16 protein-coding genes are annotated in these 19,229 nt (G+C 69.7%); 11 read left to right on the top strand and 5 right to left on the bottom strand.

Annotation, left to right across the window (positions count from 1 at the left end):
• Positions 1–4: 4 nt before the first annotated feature.
• Positions 5–190, bottom strand: coding sequence for a hypothetical protein (locus C8E83_RS11315; protein WP_121369988.1), 186 nt, complete (start codon positions 188–190; stop codon positions 5–7).
• Between the two features lie 126 nt (positions 191–316).
• Between C8E83_RS11315 and C8E83_RS11310 the strand changes: the two genes are divergently transcribed.
• Positions 317–1,681 (top strand): amidohydrolase family protein, encoded by a 1,365-nt coding sequence (locus tag C8E83_RS11310; RefSeq protein ID WP_121369987.1) that lies wholly within the window; start codon positions 317–319, stop codon positions 1,679–1,681.
• A 93-nt stretch (positions 1,682–1,774) separates the two neighbouring features.
• On the top strand, positions 1,775–2,794 hold the full coding sequence (locus C8E83_RS11305; protein WP_121369986.1) for a Gfo/Idh/MocA family protein: 1,020 nt from the start codon (positions 1,775–1,777) through the stop codon (positions 2,792–2,794).
• A 312-nt stretch (positions 2,795–3,106) separates the two neighbouring features.
• Here C8E83_RS11305 and C8E83_RS11300 read toward each other — a convergent pair whose 3' ends face one another.
• Positions 3,107–4,243: a bifunctional 2-methylcitrate synthase/citrate synthase gene (locus C8E83_RS11300; protein ID WP_121369985.1), complete on the bottom strand. Its 1,137-nt coding sequence runs from the start codon at positions 4,241–4,243 to the stop codon at positions 3,107–3,109.
• A 123-nt stretch (positions 4,244–4,366) separates the two neighbouring features.
• On the opposite strand from C8E83_RS11300, the gene C8E83_RS11295 reads away from it, so the two are divergent.
• The 5 genes from C8E83_RS11295 to C8E83_RS11275 all read left to right on the top strand — a co-directional run bounded on the left by C8E83_RS11295 (position 4,367) and on the right by C8E83_RS11275 (position 11,520).
• Positions 4,367–5,569, top strand: coding sequence for a hypothetical protein (locus C8E83_RS11295; RefSeq protein ID WP_121369984.1), 1,203 nt, complete (start codon positions 4,367–4,369; stop codon positions 5,567–5,569).
• Positions 5,570–5,783: 214 nt separating this feature from the next.
• Positions 5,784–7,298 carry a glycerol kinase GlpK gene (glpK, locus tag C8E83_RS11290; RefSeq protein ID WP_121369983.1) on the top strand — a complete coding sequence of 505 codons (1,515 nt, stop codon included), beginning with the start codon at positions 5,784–5,786 and terminating at the stop codon, positions 7,296–7,298.
• Positions 7,298–8,161: an MIP/aquaporin family protein gene (locus C8E83_RS11285; protein WP_211331690.1), complete on the top strand. Its 864-nt coding sequence runs from the start codon at positions 7,298–7,300 to the stop codon at positions 8,159–8,161. Before glpK ends, C8E83_RS11285 begins: the two co-directional genes overlap by 1 nt.
• A 140-nt stretch (positions 8,162–8,301) precedes the next feature.
• A complete protein-coding gene (locus C8E83_RS11280; protein WP_121369982.1) occupies positions 8,302–9,336 on the top strand; it encodes a LacI family DNA-binding transcriptional regulator in 1,035 nt (344 codons plus the stop codon).
• Between the two features lie 108 nt (positions 9,337–9,444).
• Positions 9,445–11,520, top strand: coding sequence for a GMC oxidoreductase (locus tag C8E83_RS11275; protein ID WP_121369981.1), 2,076 nt, complete (start codon positions 9,445–9,447; stop codon positions 11,518–11,520).
• A 14-nt stretch (positions 11,521–11,534) separates the two neighbouring features.
• On the opposite strand, the gene C8E83_RS11270 is transcribed toward C8E83_RS11275, so the two are convergent.
• Entirely contained in the window at positions 11,535–13,268 is a 1,734-nt protein-coding gene (locus C8E83_RS11270) for a flavin monoamine oxidase family protein (protein WP_121369980.1), read from the bottom strand.
• 173 nt (positions 13,269–13,441) lie between these two features.
• Between C8E83_RS11270 and C8E83_RS19245 the strand changes: the two genes are divergently transcribed.
• From C8E83_RS19245 to C8E83_RS11250, 4 genes are all read left to right on the top strand, one after another.
• On the top strand, positions 13,442–14,524 hold the full coding sequence (locus C8E83_RS19245) for a hypothetical protein (RefSeq protein WP_147430159.1): 1,083 nt from the start codon (positions 13,442–13,444) through the stop codon (positions 14,522–14,524).
• Between the two features lie 148 nt (positions 14,525–14,672).
• Complete coding sequence (locus tag C8E83_RS19240; protein ID WP_147430158.1) at positions 14,673–15,356, top strand: hypothetical protein; 684 nt, start codon at positions 14,673–14,675, stop codon at positions 15,354–15,356.
• A 136-nt stretch (positions 15,357–15,492) separates the two neighbouring features.
• A complete protein-coding gene (locus C8E83_RS11255) occupies positions 15,493–16,089 on the top strand; it encodes a TetR/AcrR family transcriptional regulator (protein ID WP_121369977.1) in 597 nt (198 codons plus the stop codon).
• A 176-nt stretch (positions 16,090–16,265) separates the two neighbouring features.
• Positions 16,266–17,507, top strand: a complete 1,242-nt coding sequence (locus C8E83_RS11250; RefSeq protein ID WP_121369976.1) for a toxic anion resistance protein — start codon at positions 16,266–16,268, stop codon at positions 17,505–17,507.
• 3 nt (positions 17,508–17,510) lie between these two features.
• Here the strand turns inward: C8E83_RS11250 and C8E83_RS11245 are convergent, their stop codons facing one another.
• Positions 17,511–18,341, bottom strand: coding sequence for a hypothetical protein (locus C8E83_RS11245; protein ID WP_121369975.1), 831 nt, complete (start codon positions 18,339–18,341; stop codon positions 17,511–17,513).
• Positions 18,338–19,168, bottom strand: coding sequence for a heavy metal-binding domain-containing protein (locus C8E83_RS11240; protein ID WP_121369974.1), 831 nt, complete (start codon positions 19,166–19,168; stop codon positions 18,338–18,340). The genes C8E83_RS11245 and C8E83_RS11240 overlap by 4 nt, the downstream gene beginning before the upstream one ends.
• Positions 19,169–19,229 lie beyond the last annotated feature (61 nt).

The raw sequence follows: 19,229 nt of genomic DNA, 5'->3' as shown, positions 1-19,229 counted from the left end.
GCGCCTAGTGGACGAGCTGCTCGGTCGTGTCGTCGGCGTGCGCGCTCTCGTGGCGGCGCGTCGCGGTCACGGGCTTCGGCTGGCGTGACGGCTCGATCGGCCGCAGGAAGATGACGGCGCAGATCGCGATGACACCGGCGATCGCGAGCACGACGGCGCCCGCGAACAGCAGCATGCCGGTCTGATCCATGTCTCGACCCTACGTGTCCGCGCCAGGGGTGGACAGAGGGTTCTTCTGCCTACACGCGCGCGAGGCCGCGTGAGCAGGAGCACGACGCGTAACACGCGCGACACGCGCGTCCGCGACACTGAGCGCATGCGCATCCTGACCGCCGACCACCTCGTCACCATGAACGCCGCCTGCGACGTCATCGCGGACGCCGCCGTCGCCGTCGACGGATCGACGATCGTCGAGGTCGGCCCCGCCGCGACCGTCCTGAAAAACCACCCGGGTGCGCCGGTCGATGAGCTCGGCCAGGTCGTGCTGATGCCCGGCCTCGTCAACGCACACCACCACTCCGGCATGCTCCGCGGCACCGCCGAGCACCTGCCGGTGTGGGAGTGGCTGCGCCTCCACATCGACCCGATGCACCGGGTGCTCCGCGCCGACGAGGCCGAGGCCTCGGCCTGGCTCTGCTACGCCGAGGGAATCCTCAGCGGCACCACGACGGTCGCCGACATGTGGCGCTACATGGACGGCGCCGCCCGCGCCGCCGAGACCCTCGGCAACCGCCTCGTGAGCGTCAACTACACAGGCGCCCACCCCGACCACGACTACTTCGACACCCTCGACGACAACGAGCGGATGCTCCGCGAGTGGTCGGGGGCGGCAGGCGGCAGGATCACCCCGTTCGTCGGACTCGAGCACCCCTTCTACGCCGACGACGCCGGCCGAGCGCGCGCGATCGCCCTGGCCCGGCACTACGACACGGGCCTCTACACGCACCTCTCCGAGGGAGAGGTCGAGCTCGCCGAGTTCGACCGACGCTACGGTGCCCGTCCGATCCACGCGCTCGAGAAGCTCGGCTGGTTCGAAGCCCCGCGGGCGTTCTTCGCCCACGCCGTGTGGCTCGACCAGTCCGAGATCGACGCGCTCGCCGGGCGCACCGTCGGCATCTCGCACAACCCGGTGAGCAACATGAAGCTGGCGAGCGGCATGGCGCCCGTCGCCGACTTCCTCGCCGCCGGCATCCCGGTCGGGCTCGGCACCGACGGCGAGAAGGAGAACAACAACCTCGACATGTTCGAAGAGCTGAAGACGGCGTCGCTGCTCGGCAAGCTCCGCACGATGGACGCCGCGGCCATGGACTCGTGGGACGTCCTCGAGATGGCCACGATCGGCGGCGCCCGCGCACTCGGCCTCGACGCGTCGATCGGCTCGATCGAGCCGGGCAAGCAGGCCGACCTCATCGCGGTGCGCGCCGACACCCCGCGCATGACCCCGCTGATCGGCGACGGCCCGTACGCGAACATCCACCACAACCTCGTGCACGCCGTGCGAGGCTCCGACGTGGCGATGACCATGGTCGCAGGAGCCGAGATCGCCCGCGACGGCGCCCTCACGAACGCCGACCTGGCGTCGCTGATCGACCGGGTCCGCGCCCTGGTCCCCGGCCTGTTCGCCCGGCGCACCGCCTACCTCGAGTCCGTCGGCGATCCGCAGGGCGCCTTCGGCGGCTGAGTGGCGGCCGCCCGGCGCGCAGCGGGCGGGCGCCCGTGCGCTCGGACAGGGCCGGGCCTGTCGCGCTTCCGCCGCGCCTGCCATGCTCGGGGTATGACGACGACGTTGCCCCGGCCGAGAGACACCGACCTGCACGACTCACCGATCCTGCGCTGGGGCATCATCGCCCCGGGCCGCATCGCGACCGACTGGGCCGACTCGGTGCTGCGGCACACCTCGCAGCGGATCGTCGCCGTCGGCTCGCGGTCGGCGGAGCGCGCGCAGGCCTTCGCGGCGCGCCACGGCATCGAGCGGGCGTACGGGTCGTACGACGAACTCGTGCACGACGCCGAGGTCGACGTCGTGTACATCGCCTCGCCTCACAGCGAGCACGAGGCGCAGGCGCTGCTGGCGATCGCCGCGGGCAAGCACGTGCTGATCGAGAAGCCGATCGCGACCACGGCGGCCTCCGCGCAGCGCATCGTCGACGCGGCGCGCGCGGCCGGCGTCTTCGCGATGGAGGCGATGTGGACCCGCTATCGACCCCAGTCGGACGTCGTCCGGCAGGTCCTCGAGCGCGGCGACCTCGGCGAGGTGAGGGTGGTGACTGCGGCGTTCAACGGGCTGGCTGAGTTCGATGCGTCGTCGAGGCTCTGGGATCCTGCGCTCGCCGGAGGCGCCCTGCTCGACCTCGGCGTGTACCCGGCCTCGTACGGGTCGTTCGTGCTCGGCTCGCCGACCCGGGTGCTGGCGTCGGGCGACCTCGCCCCGAGCGGGGTCGATCGGCAGGCGGCGATGATCCTCGAGCACGCCGGGGGAGCCCAGGCCGTGCTGACCACGGGCCTGAACGCGCGCACGCCCGAGGCCGCGATGATCGCAGGATCCGAGGGCCGGCTCGAGATCCCCTCCCCGTTCTGGTTCGCCGACGACCTCCGCCTCGTCGACAGCGACGGTCAGGTCGTCGACACGTGGCACGATCCGTTCGGCCGGACCGCGCGCGAGTCGCTGTGCTGCCAGGCCGTCGCGCTCGCCCGCTACGTCGGCGAGGGGCGCACCGAGTCGCCGCTGCACACGCTCGACGAGACCGTCGCCGTCATGGCCACGCTCGACGAGGCGCGTTATCAGCTCGGTTGAACAGGAATATCACGCCGGTATTCTGCAAGAATAGCGGCGGCGGAGTTCTACGGTCCGCCCGGTTGACGACATGAAGAAGGCCCCGCAGCAACGGGGCCTTCTGATGGAGCAACCGACCGGTGAGGGTGCGGCTTGGGTGGAATATCACCCAGAATCGATTCTCTGGAATGATACGCCCGCCTGGGGTGGCATGCAAACGCGTGGCGCCCGGCGACCGATCCGTAGTCCCTCTCCCGGACGTAGTCCTGAGAGGAGCACCATGGGCGACGGGCCGCGCCACCTGTCGTCGTCTGGCGCGGGGCGGGGCTGGGGCTAGAGGCGACCCTCGCGCGGCGCGACGTGACGCTCGTCGGGGCCGTCGTAGACGGAGAGCGGGCGGATGAGCGAGTTCGACTCGAGCTGCTCGATCACGTGCGCGGTCCAGCCGACGACGCGTGACGCCACGAACAGCGGCGTGAACATCTCGGTGTCGAAGCCGATGAGGTGATAGGCGGGGCCGGACGGGAAGTCGAGGTTCGGCTTGATCTGCTTGCGCTCCTCCATCGCCTGCTCGAGGGCGTCGTAGATCGCCTTGAGCGGGCCGGCGTCGTAATGGTCGACGAGCACGTCGAGCGAGGCCTTCATGGTCGGGACGCGCGAGTCGCCGTTCTTGTAGACGCGGTGCCCGAAGCCCATGATCTTGCGCTTCGACGCCAGCGCCTCGTCGAGCCACTCCTCGGCGCGCGAGGCCGTGCCGATCTCGTCGATCACGCCCATGACGGCCTCGTTCGCGCCGCCGTGGAGCGGACCCTTCAGCGCGCCGATGCCCGCCACGATCGCCGAGTGCAGGTCGCTGAGCGTCGACGTGACGACGCGCGCAGTGAAGGTCGACGCGTTGAACGAGTGCTCGGCGTACAGGATCATCGAGACGTCGAACGCGTCGACGACCGCCTCCTCCGGCAGTTCGCCGAAGGTCATCCAGAGGAAGTTCGCCGAGAAGCCGAGGTCGTCGCGGGGCCGCACGATCTCCTGACCGCGGCGCCGACGCTGGTCGTAGGCGACGATCGACGGGATCTGCGCGAGGAGCGCGACGCCCTTCTGCAGGTTGGCCTCGGACGTCGACTTGGAGGCCAGCGGGTCGAGAGCGCCGATGACACTCACCGCGGTGCGCAGGACGTCCATCGGGTGCGCGGTCGTCGGCAGGTCGTCGATCACGCGGTGGACGGCGGGGGCGAGGTCGCGCAGCGACCGCTCCAGGGTCTCGAACTCGGCGAGCTGGGCGGCGTCCGGGAGGTCGCCGTGCCACAGGAGGTACGCGACCTCTTCGAAGGTGCAGGCCTTCGCGAGCTCCTGCACCGGATAGCCCCGGTAGAGCAGCGAGTTCGTCTCGGGATTCACCTTCGAGATTGCGGTGCGGTCGACGACCACGCCGGCGAGGCCCTTGTGGATGGTGGTCTCGGTGTCGGTCACGGGCACTCCTTCGTGCGTCGGCGGCGGGGCTGCGCGGGTCTCTCACCCTAGTCCCGGCCCCTGTGACGCCTGCCGCGCGAGACGCGCGACGCCCGCGGCACATCACTCTGGTTGGATCGGGGGATGGCGCCGATCCGCCGCGAGCTCGACATCTGGCCGCGAACCGGTTTCGCCGATCAGCTCTGGACCGAGGGCTGGGATCCCGACGACCCCGACTACCCGCGTGAGTCGCTCGACGCCCTGCTGAGGACGGCGCGTCGGGTGAGCGAGATGATGAGCATCGCGATCGCGGCGGAGCGGATCGACGCGCGCCGATCGTCGATCCGGATCATGCCGCAGGGAGCCTCCGAGTCGGGCGACGTCGAGGTCCGCGTGCACTCGAAGCTGATCGACGGCGGCGAGGTCGTCGGACTTCTTGTGCCGCACGGGCTGGAGTCGCTGGCACCCGAAGCGCGCGCCGAGGTCGTGCTGACGGTCTGGACCACGGCACTCCTCCGCATCGCCGAGCTGAGGGCGTGGCCCGACCCTGCCGCCGTCGAGCGCGCCGCCGACGTCGTGCGCCGCCAGGGCTTCACCCTGGCCTTCGCTGGGCCAGAGGTGCCGAACCCGGCGGGTGACCGCAGGATGCGCGTGGTCGGCGCGCTGCACGATGACGGGTTCCTGAGGCTGCAGCTCGAGTTCCGGGACTCGTCCGCCGGCGACGACGGCTCCCTCGTCACGACGCCCGAGTTCCTCGGCGGCTCGTCGGTGGAGGCGGCGCGTCGCGCGATCGGCGGGTTGCGATGGCTCGACGACGTCCTCGTCGGCGGGGAGGCGCGCGCCATGCCCGGCCTGCCTTCGGAGATCGGCGTTGTCCGGGCGGACGCCCGCACCGGCGAACTCTCCGTCGACGCTGCGCCGCCCGCGCCTCGGTCCTCAGCGCCGGTGGAGACCGCCGCCTCGAGCGTCGGCGTCCGGTTGTGGGAGCGCCCCGCGCGCTACATCGAGCTCCGGCTCGGAGGCGGAGGGCCGATGAACGGCGTGCCCCGGCAGTACGTCGGCGAGATCGCACGCCTCGGCGACGTCGTGAGCGCCGAGGGACCGTGGCGGGACTGGTGGCTCCAGGCCGGCGCGACGGCGGTCACGGTGTTCTGGTGGTACGACGCGGTCAAGCCGGGCGTGCGGATCCGTCTCGGGGACGAGATCACGGGCAGCTTCAGTCGCCCCGTCGGGAGCATCGAGGGCGGGTCGGCCGCGGCGGCGATGGCGCGCGACGACTTCGGGGCGGTGCTGGAACGCATCCGCTCCCGGCTGAGTCTCGACGCGCATCCTCCGCTCGACGCCTGAGCCATCCGACCGGGGGACGAACGCGTGCACGAATTCCCACCGGGCGCGCACGTCGGGGGATGTTTTGCGCCGCGCGCTGTGCACATACGTGCAAACGGCCGTAGAGGGCGTGCACGGCCCACTACATTCCAGGAAGCGCATCGGGAAGATGCGCGACACCCGACGCCGGCCTCCCACCGGCGCCGCACATCCTGACAACAACGGAGTTCATTCAGTGAGCGATTACGTCATCGCGCTCGACCAGGGCACCACGTCCACTCGAGCCATCATCTTCGACCACTCGGGGTCGATCGTCTCGACGGGGCAGCTCGAGCACGAGCAGATCTTCCCCCGGGCCGGCTGGGTCGAGCACGACCCGATCGAGATCTGGAACAACACCCGCGAGGTGATCGGCCAGGCCCTGTCGAAGGCCAACATCACGCGCCACGACATCAAGGCCGTGGGCATCACGAACCAGCGCGAGACCGCGGTCGTCTGGGACAAGACGACCGGTCAGCCCGTCTACAACGCCATCGTCTGGCAGGACACCCGCACCCAGTCGATCGTCGACCGCCTCGCCAAGGACGGCGGCGTCGAGCGCTACAAGTCGATCGTCGGCCTGCCGCTCGCCACGTACTTCTCGGGCACGAAGATCGTCTGGATCCTCGAGAACGTCGAGGGAGCCCGCGAGAAGGCCGAGGCCGGAGACCTCCTCTTCGGCACCACGGACTCGTGGGTGCTGTGGAACCTCACCGGCGGCGTCGAGGGCGGCGTGCACGTCACCGACGTCACCAACGCCAGCCGCACGCTGTTCATGGACCTCGAGACCCTGACCTGGCGCGACGACATCCTCGCGGACTTCGGCGTGCCGAAGTCGATGCTGCCCGAGATCAAGTCCTCCTCCGAGGTGTACGGCACGGTCTCGGCCTCGAGCCTCCTGCGCGAGGTCCCGATCGCCGGCATCCTCGGCGACCAGCAGGCCGCGACCTTCGGCCAGGCTGCGTTCGACGCCGGCGAGTCGAAGAACACCTACGGCACCGGCAACTTCCTCATCTTCAACACGGGCGAGGAGATCGTCCGCTCCGAGAACGGGCTCCTGACCACCGTCGGCTACAAGCTCGGCGACCAGCCCACGCACTACGCGCTCGAGGGCTCCATCGCAGTCACCGGATCGCTGATCCAGTGGCTGCGCGACAACCTCGGCATCATCGACTCGGCCCCCGAGGTCGAGACGCTCGCGAACACCGTCGAGGACAACGGCGGCGTGTACTTCGTTCCGGCGTTCTCGGGCCTGTTCGCGCCGTACTGGCGCAGCGACGCCCGCGGCGCGCTCGTCGGCATGACCCGGTACGTCAACAAGGGCCACATCGCCCGCGCCGCCCTGGAGGCGACCGCCTTCCAGACCCGTGAGGTCCTCGACGCGGTGAACGCCGACTCCGGCGTCGACCTGACCGAGCTGAAGGTCGACGGCGGCATGACCGCCAACGACGCGCTCATGCAGTTCCAGGCCGACATCCTCAACGTGCCGGTCATCCGCCCCGTCGTCGCCGAGACCACCGCGCTCGGCGCCGCGTACGCGGCCGGCCTCGCGGTCGGCTTCTGGGAGACGCTCGACGACCTCCGCGCCAACTGGCAGGAGTCGAAGCGGTGGGAACCGAACCTCGACGTCATCGAGCGCGAGCGCACTCTCCGTCTCTGGAAGAAAGCCGTCACCAAGACGTTCGACTGGGTGGACGGGGACGTCAACTGATGTCGATCTTCGCTCTCCGCAAGCCCGCCGAGTCGCACAGCGAGCTCGCAGGCATGGCCGATCCCGGTGCCAAGGCGCAGCCCACCCTCTTCGGCGAGTTCATCGCCGAGATCCTCGGCTCGATGATGATCGCCCTCTTCGGATTCGGCGTCGTCGCCCAGGTGACGGTCGGCGCCGGCGCCCTCGGCGGCCACGACTCCATCGCCTGGTCGTGGGGCCTCGGCGTGACCTTCGGCATCTTCGTCGCCGGCACGATCTCGGGCGCGCACCTCAACCCCGCCGTCACCCTCGCGGTCGCCCTCTACAAGGGCTTCCCGTGGTCGAAGGTCGGGCCGTACATCGTGGCGCAGGTGATCGGCTTCTTCCTCGGAGCCCTCGCGATCTACCTCAACTACATGTACTCGCTGAAGGCCATCGACCCGGGCAAGACGCTGAAGACGCAGGGCGTGTTCTCGACGCTGCCGGGCAACGGCACGAACGCGTACGACGTGCACATCCCGCAGGCGCTCCTCGACCAGGTGCTCGGCACCGCCGTCCTCGTGTTCCTCATCTTCGCCATCACCGACGCGCTCGGCGCCAACCCGACGCCCGCCGTCTCGGCGATCGCAGTGGGTCTCATCGTGGTCGGCATCGGCTTCGCGCTCGGCCTCAACGACGGCTACGCCATCAACCCGGCCCGCGACTTCGGCCCGCGCCTGATGGAGTGGATCGTCGGCTACAAGGACGCCTGGCTCGACCAGCGCGGCACCGTGTTCTTCTGGGTGCCGATCGTCGGACCGATCATCGGCGCGATCGTGGGAGGCGGCGTGTACCAGGCGACCATCGCCCGCACCCTGCCGATGACCCTGGCCAAGAAGGCCTGAGCCCGACACCACCGCACCACCGCACCACCGCACCACCCTGCGCGGCCCCGGGAGTCCTTCCCGGGGCCGCGCAGTCCTATGCTGAGGGACGCAGCGCGCCGCGCATCAGGGAGCGACGGCCGCGCGAGACGGGAGTCGGCATGGGGCGAGTGACGATCATGGACGTCGCACGTGCCGCCGGGGTGAGCAAGGGGGCCGCCTCGCACGCTCTCAACGACATGCCGGGCGTGAGCGCCGAGACCCGGGCCCGGGTCAAGGCTGCGGCGCAGGAGCTCCACTGGTCGCCCAACAGCACCGCCCGCGCTCTCTCCGGGGCGAAGGCCGGCGCCATCGGCTGGGCGATCGTCCGCACGTCGAAGTCACCGTCGATCGACCCGTACTTCATGGAGCTCTTCGCCGGCATCGAGCTCGAGCTCGCCGGCACCGACCTCGCCCTCGTCGTGAAGCTCGTCGCCGACCGCGCCGAGGAGGAGGCGCTGTACCGGCGCTGGGCCGCCGAACGCCGGGTAGACGGCGTCCTCACGATGGACATCGACCTCGACGAGCAGCGTTTCGACCTGCTCTCCGGCCTCGGCCTGCCGTTCGCGGCCTTCCGCAGCTACGCCGGCTCCCGGCCGCCCGAGGACGGCTTCGCATCCGTCTGGTCGGACGAGAGCGCGCCCGTCGCCGCGGTCCTCGACCCGGCCTTCGCGCGCGGGCACCGCCGCATCGCGTGGGTGAGCGGCGACGCCCGCATGCTCTCGATCGGTCTCCGCACCGAGGCTGCGGAGTCGTGGGCGCGCGAGAGGGGTGCGGCCGTCGAGACCACGTTCACCGATTTCTCGAGGGAGGCAGGATCCGAGGCGGTGCGTCGGATCCTGCGATCGCCCGAGCCCCCGACCTGCGTCGTCTTCGACAACGACCTCATGGCGCTCGCGGGTCTCGGTGCCATCCGCGAGCTCGGCCTGGAGGTGCCCCGCGACGTGTCGGTGCTCTCGTGGATCGACTCGGCGCTGTGCGAGGTGTCCCGGCCCGAGATCGCCGCCCTGCGGCACCCGACGACGGAGTTCGGGCGGCTGCTGACCCGGCGTCTGCTGGGGGTGCTGGAGTCGGGCGAGCGAGGCGACTTGATCCTGCCGCCCTTGCAATTCGTCGACCGCGGAAGCCTCGGAGACGTGCCGCAGTCTCTGGATTGACCTGCTCGCCGCACGTGCCGTAGCATCGCACTAAACCGGTTTAGCACGTGACAAGGATGTGCTGCGCCGCGCACCCGGCAATGAACACCCGGCAACGAAGGAGTTGTGATGACAGCAGTCGAGTCGTTCCTCGACGAGCACCGCGATCGCCTGAGCGCGCTGATCGACGAGGTGGTGCCACGCGACGACTACCCGTCGGGCACCGAGGCGGGCGGGCTGGAGTACCTCGGCCGGATGCTCGCCGAGCGACCCGACTGGCTCGACGACGTGCGCGATGTGATCGACTCCGGCGACGCGAGCGAGCACTGGGACTGGTTCGCCGAGCTCGTCGCCGGCGGCTACTACGCCGACCCGGCGAACGGCGGCAACGCCGACGCGGCGTCATGGCGCATGGTCGACTGGAGCCCCGAGCCCCCGGCGGGATGGGGGGTCGCCGTGCCCGTGGACGAGGCGCCGCGCAGGGTGGTGCACCCGCGCGACCTCGAGGGGCGCTACGACGCGATCGTCATCGGCTCCGGCGCCGGGGGAGGAACGGCCGCGGCCGGCCTCGCCGAGTCGGGGCGCCGCGTGCTGGTGGTCGAGGCCGGCGCGTGGCCTTCGATCGCGGAGCTCTCGCACGACCACCTGCGCAATCCGCGCTCCGACTGGGGCGTCGCACCGCTCTCCGGCCCACCGAACGAGGGCAACCCCCGCGTCTCCGAGTCGCTCGACGGCCGCACCCGCCTGCCGATCCGGCCCTCCGAGGGCGCCTGGGGCAACAACGCGTTCACCGCCGGAGGCGGCACCCGCGTCTACGGCGCGCAGGCCTGGCGCTTCGGCGAGCTCGACTTCCGGATGGCGTCGACGTACGGCGTGCCCGAGGGGTCGGCGCTGTCGGACTGGCCGATCTCGTACGCCGACCTCGAGCCGTTCTACGAGCGCGCCGAGTGGGAGGTCGGGGTCTCCGGCTCGCGGGCCGAGGGCCCGTTCGACGGCCACCGCGAGACGCCGCTGCCCATGCCCGAGCTGCCCGCCGGCCCCGCCCGCGACCGTCTCGCGAAGGCCGCGACCGCGCTCGGCTTCACGACGCTGCACGTGCCCCTGCTGGTGAACTCGACGGAGTACCTCGGCCGTCACGCCTGCCGCCAGTGCCGCCTCTGCATCGGCTTCGCCTGCCCCGTCGACGCCAAGAACGGCAGTCAGAACACCATGCTCACGAGGGCCTTCGCGACCGGGAACGCGTCGATCGTGCTCGAGACCCGGGCGAGCAGGATCCGAACCGACCACTCAGGCCGTGTCATCGGCGTGACCCTCGTCGGCGCGGAGGGGGACGGAGTGTGGACGCGCGACATCGATGCGTCCGAGGTGGTCGTCTCCGCGGGCGCCACCGAGTCGGCGCGGCTCCTGCTCAACAGCCGCTCTGCGCGCGAGCCGAACGGCCTCGGCAACAACGCCGACCAGGTCGGCCGGCACCTGCAGGGCCACCTCTACGGCGGTGCCGTCGGCCTGTTCGACGACATCGTCGAGGACCTCATCGGGCCCGGCCCGTCGATCGCGACGACCGACTACCGGCACCGCAACGGCGACATCGTCGGCGGCGGCATCATCGTCAACGAGTTCGTCCCGACCCCGTCGAACACCTACCGCTACCTCTCCGGGCCGGGATTCATCCCGCGCGCCGGGCTCGACTCGAAGAAGGGCATGCGCGAGTACGCGCGGCGCTTCATGCGGATCATGGGCCCGATCCAGGAGATGACGAACGCCGAGTCGCGCGTCCGCATCGACGCCTCGACCGTCGACCGCTACGGCGTTCCGGTGGCGAAGCTCTCGGGCGCCGTCCACCACGAGGACCTCCGCGCGCGCGACTTCACGAGTACGAAGAGCGCCGAGTGGCTCCGGGCGGCCGGGGCCACCGCCGTGGTGGAGTTCGGCGGCGATCGGCCGGGGCCGAGTGTGGGCCAGCACCAGGCGGGGACGCTGCGCATGGGCGCCGATCCTGCGACCAGTGTCGTCGACCCGTTCGGGCGCGTCTGGGGCCACGACAACCTGCGCGTGATGGACGGCTCGGTGCACGTCACCAACGGCGGCGTGAACCCGGTGCTGACAATCTTCGCGACCTCGATCCGGTCGGTCGACGAGATGGTCGGCGGGTGGGCCGCCCCGGCACGCACTTCGACCGGAGCAGCGCCGGCCCACGCGGGCTGACCGGCCCGCTGCGGCTACTCGGGCAGCGCGATCGGCCCCAGCTCGTCGAAGACGTCGCCCGGCCCCGGGTTGCCCGGGGCCGAGGCGCCGCCGAAGTGGTTCATGATGCCCCAGACGGCGTTGAGCGACGTCTGCACGGCGCCCTCGGCCCAGGCCGGGGTGAACGACACGTCGTCGCCCGCGATGAACAGGCCGCGCTCGGCGTCGGGTGTCCCCTGCTGCATGAAGTGCGCGTACATCCGCTGGTTGTAGCGGTAGTGACCGGGCAGCGCGCCCTTGAACGCGCCGAGGAAGTGCGGGTCGTCCTCCCACGACACGGTGATCGGGTCGCCGACGATGTGCGAGCGGATGTCGAGGCCGGGGTAGATGTGTCCGAGCGCCTCGAGGGCCAGTTCGACGCGGCGCTCGACGGGGTGGGGCAGCATCTTCAGCGCATCGCTCATCCACGAGTAGGTGAGGCAGATCACGCCGGGGCGATCGGGTCCGTTGTCGAAGAGGTAGGTGCCGCGCGTCAGCCGATCGGTGAGCGTCATGCTCATCACGTCGCGGCCGGTGGCCGGGTCGACGTCCTTCCAGAACGGCCGGTCGACCATCACGAACGTCTTCGACGACTGCATGTAGCGGGTGCGGTCGAGCGCCATCCACATCTTCTGCGAGAACAGGCTCTCGTCGGTCTGGATCTGGGTGGTCAGGAGCCACGACTGGCAGGTCACGAGCGCAGCCTCGTAGTGCCTCGTCTCACCCGACTCGTCGGTGACCCCGAGTCGGCCGTCGGCACCGCGCGCGAGGCGGGTGACGCTCGGGCGGGGCTCGCCGTCGTTGAGGGAGGCGACGCTCGTGCCGTCGGGCCAGTGGGCGGCGCCTCGGCTCCTGCGCGCCCAGAGCCCCCGCGGAACCTGCTCGGCGCCGCCGACGATGAGGCGCTGGTCGGTGTCGCAGTTGGTGACGACCACGCGCAGGATCTCGAGCATCGTGTTCGCGAAGTCGCTGTCCCAGCCTCCGGTGCCGAATCCGACCTGACCGAACACCTCGCGATGCCGGAACGACAGGTTCGCGAACTCGTCGCTCGACGCCACGAACTCGTAGAAGCTGCGGTCGTCCCACGCCTCCACCAGCGCGTTCCAGATCTCCTTGAGCCGGCTCGCGTCGCGGTCGCGGATCGCGCTCTGCAGGCCGCCCAGGTGCAGGATCCGGTCGAGGGCGGAGTCCCACGCGTCGGCCACCTCGCGGAAGAGCGGCGGGAGGTCGTCGAGCGAGCGCGCGTAGAAGGTCTCGCCCTCGAGGTCGACGACGGTCGAGCCGGATGCCGGCGTCAGCGGGTTCGGGAACGGCGCCGAGTCGAGCGAGAGCAGGTCGACGTAGTGGTAGAGCGTCGTCGACGAGACCGGGAAGCGCATGCCTCCGAGCTCAGCCACGATGTCCGTCTGCTCTGCGTCTCGGCCGGATCCCGAGAACGGCACGCTCCGCAGCCGCCCGCCGATGCGAGCGCCCTCGTATACGACGGGGCGCAGGCCGAGGTTCATCAGCTCGTAGGCCGCGACCATGCCGGCGATGCCGCCGCCGATGATCGCCACGGGCTCGCCGTGCCGCGCTTCGGGCACCGAGCCGATACCTGCCGGGTTCGCCAGCCAGTCGTCGTAGCCGAACGGGAAGTCCGGGCCGAACATCGTCACCGGCGGCAGAGCGGCTTCGGCGGCCGCTGCTTCGGCTGCGGCTGCGGTGCCGGGGGCGGGAGGGGCGTCGGTCATGCGGCACAGACTAACCGGCGCGCGCACTCTCGCTGATCCTGCGCCCGTCGACCGGCGATTCGTTGCGCGCCCAGCACCCTGATCGGCGAAAAACTGCACGCGGTCGCAGGATCGCCGACACCGGCCCGGCGAGACGCGTGGTCCGCGCAATGCACGGTGTTCCGAGAAATGCTATGTTCCATGTCATGCGGAACAGTCCTTTTTACGGAACAAGCGATCTCATCGACCGTTTCATGACGAGCCTGCGGACTCTCTTCCCTCTGGGAGTGCTCAACCGGGTGTCCGCGCCCGCGTATGACGACGGTTCCATCGATGCCTACGTCGAGTGGCAGGTTGCTGAGACGGTCGTGCGCCTGGAACTCGATGTCAAGTTGGGTGTCCTCCGTCCCGATGGAGTTCGTGATGCATTCGTCACACCAGGCTCGGTGCCCGTCGTCATATCCCCCTTCCTCGCTCCCGCCACGCAAGAAGCATTGGCGCGTGCCGGATGGTCGTACTGGGACCCGACCGGCAACATTCTGATTGTGAGTTCGCACCCCCCGCTCGCTGTGCAGCGAACCGGCGCGACTCGCGATCCGGATCGGGCCGCCACCGATCCGCGACCGCTAAAGAGCTTGAAAGGTGAGACCACCTCTGAGGTCATGGTTGGTCTTCTCGCCAATCGAGGGGCAACGTCACTGCGTGACTTCGCTCGCGACCGACGCCTACCCGTGTCGTCTGTGAGCCGGGTCATCAGCCTGTTGCGTTACGAGAACCTCCTGACGCCCACGGGTGGGGGGCCAATCGTGCTGCGGGATCGACGGCTCTGTGCGGAGCGATGGACCGAGGACTACGGATTCGCGTCGACATTCTCGCCCCGACGGTACTTTTCTCTCGGAGGTCGCGAGTCGGTGATCGATCGCCTACGCCGCTCGGACGTCGACTATGCGGTCACGGGTGTTTCTGCGGGCCAGGCATGGTTTGCCGAAAAGGGGAGTCCCGGCCGGTTGGCACCGAGCGAAATCTGGATTTACACGAACGATCTCGAGGCGGTCGAGCGGGCGGCCGACCTCGCGCCGGACCAGCGGCAGGGCGATGTCCTGGTGGCTCACAGTGAATTCCTGAACCGAGAGCATTCCTTCTCGTGGGATGGTGTCTCGTACGTCACGCCATGGCGAATAGTGGGCGATTTGCTGTCGACCCGGGGGAGGAGTGCGGCACTCGGGGCCGATCTTCTTGACGACCTCGTCACCGGAGACAGCGATGCCCAGCGGTGAATCGGCCAATGGCATTGCTCCGGAGTTCGTGGCCGCTCGCCGTGCCCTCTTGGACGTGATTGACCTCCTCCGTGACCAACTACCAGGGATAGTCCTGGTCGGTGCGCAGGCCGTCTATGCGAGGGCGCCTCAGAATCAGTCGAGGCAGGTGACCTACACGACCGATAGTGATCTCGCGCTCGACCCAGATCTCCTGACAGACGTTCCGAACATCGGGGCGCTGCTCCTGGCTGCGGGTTACCAGCGTCATTCGAGTCCCGGCCGATTCTTCAGTCCAGACGGAATTCCCATCGACCTCATGGTGCCGGACGGTGCACTTCCTCGTTCGAGTCGGAGAACAGCGGTTCTGGCTGGTCAATCTCCATCGACGGCGCGCCGGACGGCGGGCCTCGAGGCCGCGCTGTTCGACAATTCGCTCATGATGATCCGGTCCTTTGAATCGGACGAGCGGCAGGAGGAAATCCGTGTCGCCGGCCCAGCCTCACTCGTGGTGGCGAAGATCGTGAAGATTCGCGAACGCCTCGGGTCGGCACGGGTCGATCGCGTGATCAGCAAGGATGCCGGTGACGTTCTTCGGCTGCTCCGTCTTTGCGACGCCACGACCATCGGAACGCGAATGGCTGAGTTGGTCCGGCTTCCTACGTTGACAGACATCGTCACAGCAACTGTTGCAGCGATTCACGACGATCTCTCCGACCCCCGATCGCGACTCGTTGCGTTGGCGACGGAGGAATTCGAGGGTTTCGAACCGCCCTCGCAGGTGGAGACAGCGTTTCGAGTCCTCGGCGGTCGCCTCCACGATGCCTATACCGACAAAGCACAAATGAATTAGGTCGCAGGATCGCCGACGGTCGCCCGGCGAGAGCCCGCAGCGGTGCACCAGTTCTGGGGGCGCGGCGGGGGCTGACGTAGAGCGCTTCACTTGCGAGGCTTGTCATGACCACCCACGAGGTCCCTCGGAAGGATCCATGAACGACACCCTCGAGCAGCCGCAGGCCACGAGCCCCAGCGTCCAGCTCCGCATCGACATCGTCGAGGCGACCATCGTCGTCTTCACGAATCGCGGCTACCGCGCGACCACCGTCGAAGACGTCGCCGACCAGATGCAGATTCCCGTCGAAGACGTCGAACGCGAGTTCCCGACCTGGCCGGGCCTCGTCCTTGCCGTCATCGACCGCTGGAACCGCCGCCGCCTCGAGCGCGTCGTCGCCGTCGCCCACGGCCGCGGCACGATCCAGATGCTCCGCACCCTCGTCGCCTACAACGTCGCCGAGCCCGCCCTCATGCGACTGCTCGTCTCGCTGGCGAACGAGGCCGCCGATCCGACGCACCCCGCCGCGAAGTACTTCCGCGAGCGGTACCAGGACTTCCATACGATGATCCAGCAGGGTCTCCGCGAGGACATCGCGAACGGCCTCGCCCCCGACGACATCGAGCCGGCCGCCGTCGCCGAGCAGATCGTCGCCCTCTACGAGGGGCTGCAGCTGCAGGCGATGCTCCGCCCGCGCTTCGACCTGGGCGCCGCCTTCAATCGCGCGATGGACTACTTCACCGATAGTTGGTAACTGGCGCGGATGCGTCCGCAGAACCGGACTTCGTACGGGCCTCGTCGGTCGGTGCTGCTCCCTCATCCACGCTGGTGACCGGTTCACCGACTCCTGATAACAGGATGGGGGTCGCGCCGCCCCGCGTTCTACGCTGAGAGAGGCGCACCATCCCGGCGCCGAGCGAAGGGAAGCCGATGTCCGACCTCGATCTCAGCCAGCCGCTGACGCCACCCGACGAGCCCGCCCAGGGCGTCGAACTGACGCCCCCCGCCGCCGTCCCCGAGCTCGAGGGAGAGCAGGCCGTCGGCATGGTCGCAATCCCGGCCGACAAGCGCACCGAGCTGCAGCAGAAGGCCGCCGACTTCGTCGCCGACCTCGCGGGGGAGGAACCCGGCAGCCCGGCCTTCTCGAAGAAGATCGACGACATCGTCCGCATGGGCGAGAAAGAGATCACGGCGTCGAGCCAGGTGTCGAACCGCATGCTCGAGCGCCCGTCGTCGTCTCTGGCGGCGGCGAAGGGCCGGGGCGACGCGGGAGCCCCGCAGGCCAAGGTGGCGAAGACGCTGCAAGACCTTCGATCCACGATCACCGACCTGGATCCCGCGCGCGCCGAGCTCACCGGGGCGAAGAAGCTGCTGGGCATGATCCCCGGGGCGAGGAAGCTCACCCACTACTTCGAGCGGTACCAGTCGTCGCAGAAGCAGCTCGACGCGATCGTGAACGCTCTGGTCTCCGGCCAGGACGAACTTCGGCGCGACAACGCCTCGATCGAGCAGGAGCGCCAGAACCTCTGGGCGACCATGGGCCGGCTCGGCGAGTACGCGACGCTCGCCGGGGCTCTCGACGAGGCGACGAGCCGCAAGGCCGACGAACTCCGCGCGACCGACCCGAAGGCGGCCGACGCGCTCCTGGCCGACGCGCTCTTCCCGATCCGGCAGCGTCGACAAGACCTCACCACGCAGATCGCCGTGTCGGTGCAGGGCTATCTCGCGCTCGACATGATCCGCAAGAACAACCTCGAGCTCATCAAGGGCGTCGAGCGCGCCCGCACCACGACCGTCGCCGCCCTGCGCACCGCCGTGGTCGTCGCGCAGGCGCTCGCGAACCAGCGGCTCGTGCTCGACCAGATCTCGGCGCTCAACGACACGACCAACACGATGATCGGGCGCACGAGCGAGCTGCTTAAACAGCAGACCAGCATGATCCACGAGCAGGCCACGACTTCCGGCGTGAGCGTCGAGACGCTGCAGCACGCGTTCGACAACGTCTTCGCCACCATGGACGACATCGACTCGTACCGGGCGAAGGCGGTCCAGGGCATGGAAGCGACGGTCACAGCGCTCGAGGGCCAGATCCAGCGGTCGCGGAGCTACCTCGAGCGCTCGCGGGCCGAGCAGGTGCGCGGCGGCGACGCGACGCCCTCGATCGGGTCGTAGCGCCTACGGCAGTTCGAGGCTCGACGTCGCGAAGCGGTCCGAGAGGAAGCGCCCGTTGACGAGCAGGGCTGTGGCGTCCTGCTCGATCGCCGCGTCGCGCATCTTCACGACCGCCTCCTCGAGCGTCGCCAGCTGGGCCTCGAGGATGTCGGCGGGCGTCGTGCCGTCGGCGAACCGGTGCGTCGTGGCCCAGTCCGGCGGCAGGGCGACGTAGGCGCGGATCGTGTCGGGCAGGTACGCCGTCGCGGTGCGCCGTACGAGCACGTCGGAGTCGCCGTCGCCGGCCACGCGCGGCAGCGTGTCGCGTAGGAGCCCGGCGATGCGCTCCACGGCCTCCGCCGCGCCCGTCGGCACCCGACCTCGGAGACGGGCGGGCAGCATCCTGAGCCCGGAGTCGACGTCGACCTCGTCGACGGCGACGTCCGAGCCGGCGGGTTCGACGCCGAGCACCTGCAGGGCACGGGCAGCGGAGGCGGCGTCGCCGGCGGCGTCGGCCGCGATGGCCGCGACCTCGCCCGCGAACGCCGTGAGCCAGTCGCCGAGCGACAGCTGCTTGCGCGAGATGATCACACCGCCCGAGACGTAGGCCGTCTCGCCGGCCAACCGCGAGCCGTCGAGTCGCAGAGTCAGGCGGTCCTTCGGGCCGAGCAGCGCCAGGCTGGTGATCCGGCCCTGGCCACCCGAGAGCCGGTCGCGCAGGCTCCTGGCGCGTTCGACCTGCAGGAGGCTCGACGCCGACCCTGCGGGCAGTGCGCGCGTCGCGCCCTCGACGAGGCCCTGGAGCAGGGCCTGGGGGTCGTCGGTCGGGGCGCTTCTGAGGGGGTCGACCGTCATCGGTAGGGACCGTCGGTCAGCGGCAGCACCAGGTTCGGCGTCTGGATCACGTGGTCCTCGCGCAGCGGTCGCACGGCCGTGCCGATCGCGAAGAACTCGGTGGTGTGGCCGCCCCAGCGGTGGGGCAGCGAGAGGAGCTGCACGCCCACGATCCCCTCGGCGTCCAGCACCTCCGCCTCGGCCTGCATGCGGCCCATGGCGAGCTCGCGGGCGTCGTAGAGCGCCTCGGTGTACTGCGGGATCTCGACGTTCTGGCCCATCGTGCCCATCGACGCCATCATGCCCCGGTGGGCGATGTGGTAGACGCAGGTGCCCATGACGAGCCCCTGAGGCACGTAGCCGGACTGGATCAGGGTCCAGAAGTCCTGGCCCGACAGATCGGACGTGAACGGCATGTTCTTGTTGTTGCGCCACTGCCCCGTCGGAGGCGCCTGATCGCCGACGACGGCGGTGCCGATGGCGATGAACTCGGCGAGGTCGTTGCCGTACTCCTTGAACTCGATCTCGAGCCGCACACCGACGATCCCGTCGGCGCCGAGCGCCTGCGCTTCGGCCTCCATACGGGTCATGGCCAGTTCACGGGCGTGGTACATCGCCTGGCTGAGGCGGTCCATCTCCATGTTCTTCGACCACTTCCCGACCTGGAGGCCGACGTGGTAGACGCTCGATCCGAGAACGAGGCCGACCGGCGTGAACCCCGCCTGCCGCACGAGCAGGAACTCGTTCACCGAGAGGTCGCTGGTGAACAGCCGCGACTTGCCGTCGGCGAGGCGGGCCCGTGCATCCTGCGGCAGTGCGACGCGCGAGAGGTCGGGGGAGTCGGTCATCGTGGTCCTTCTTCGGTGGGTCGAACGGTTCGTGTGGGTCGGGTAGGGGCGATGCGCAGGA

Source organism: Frondihabitans australicus, from assembly GCF_003634555.1.
In the GTDB taxonomy this organism is placed as follows: domain Bacteria; phylum Actinomycetota; class Actinomycetes; order Actinomycetales; family Microbacteriaceae; genus Frondihabitans; species Frondihabitans australicus.
This window is presented reverse-complemented; position numbering and strand designations above follow the sequence as displayed.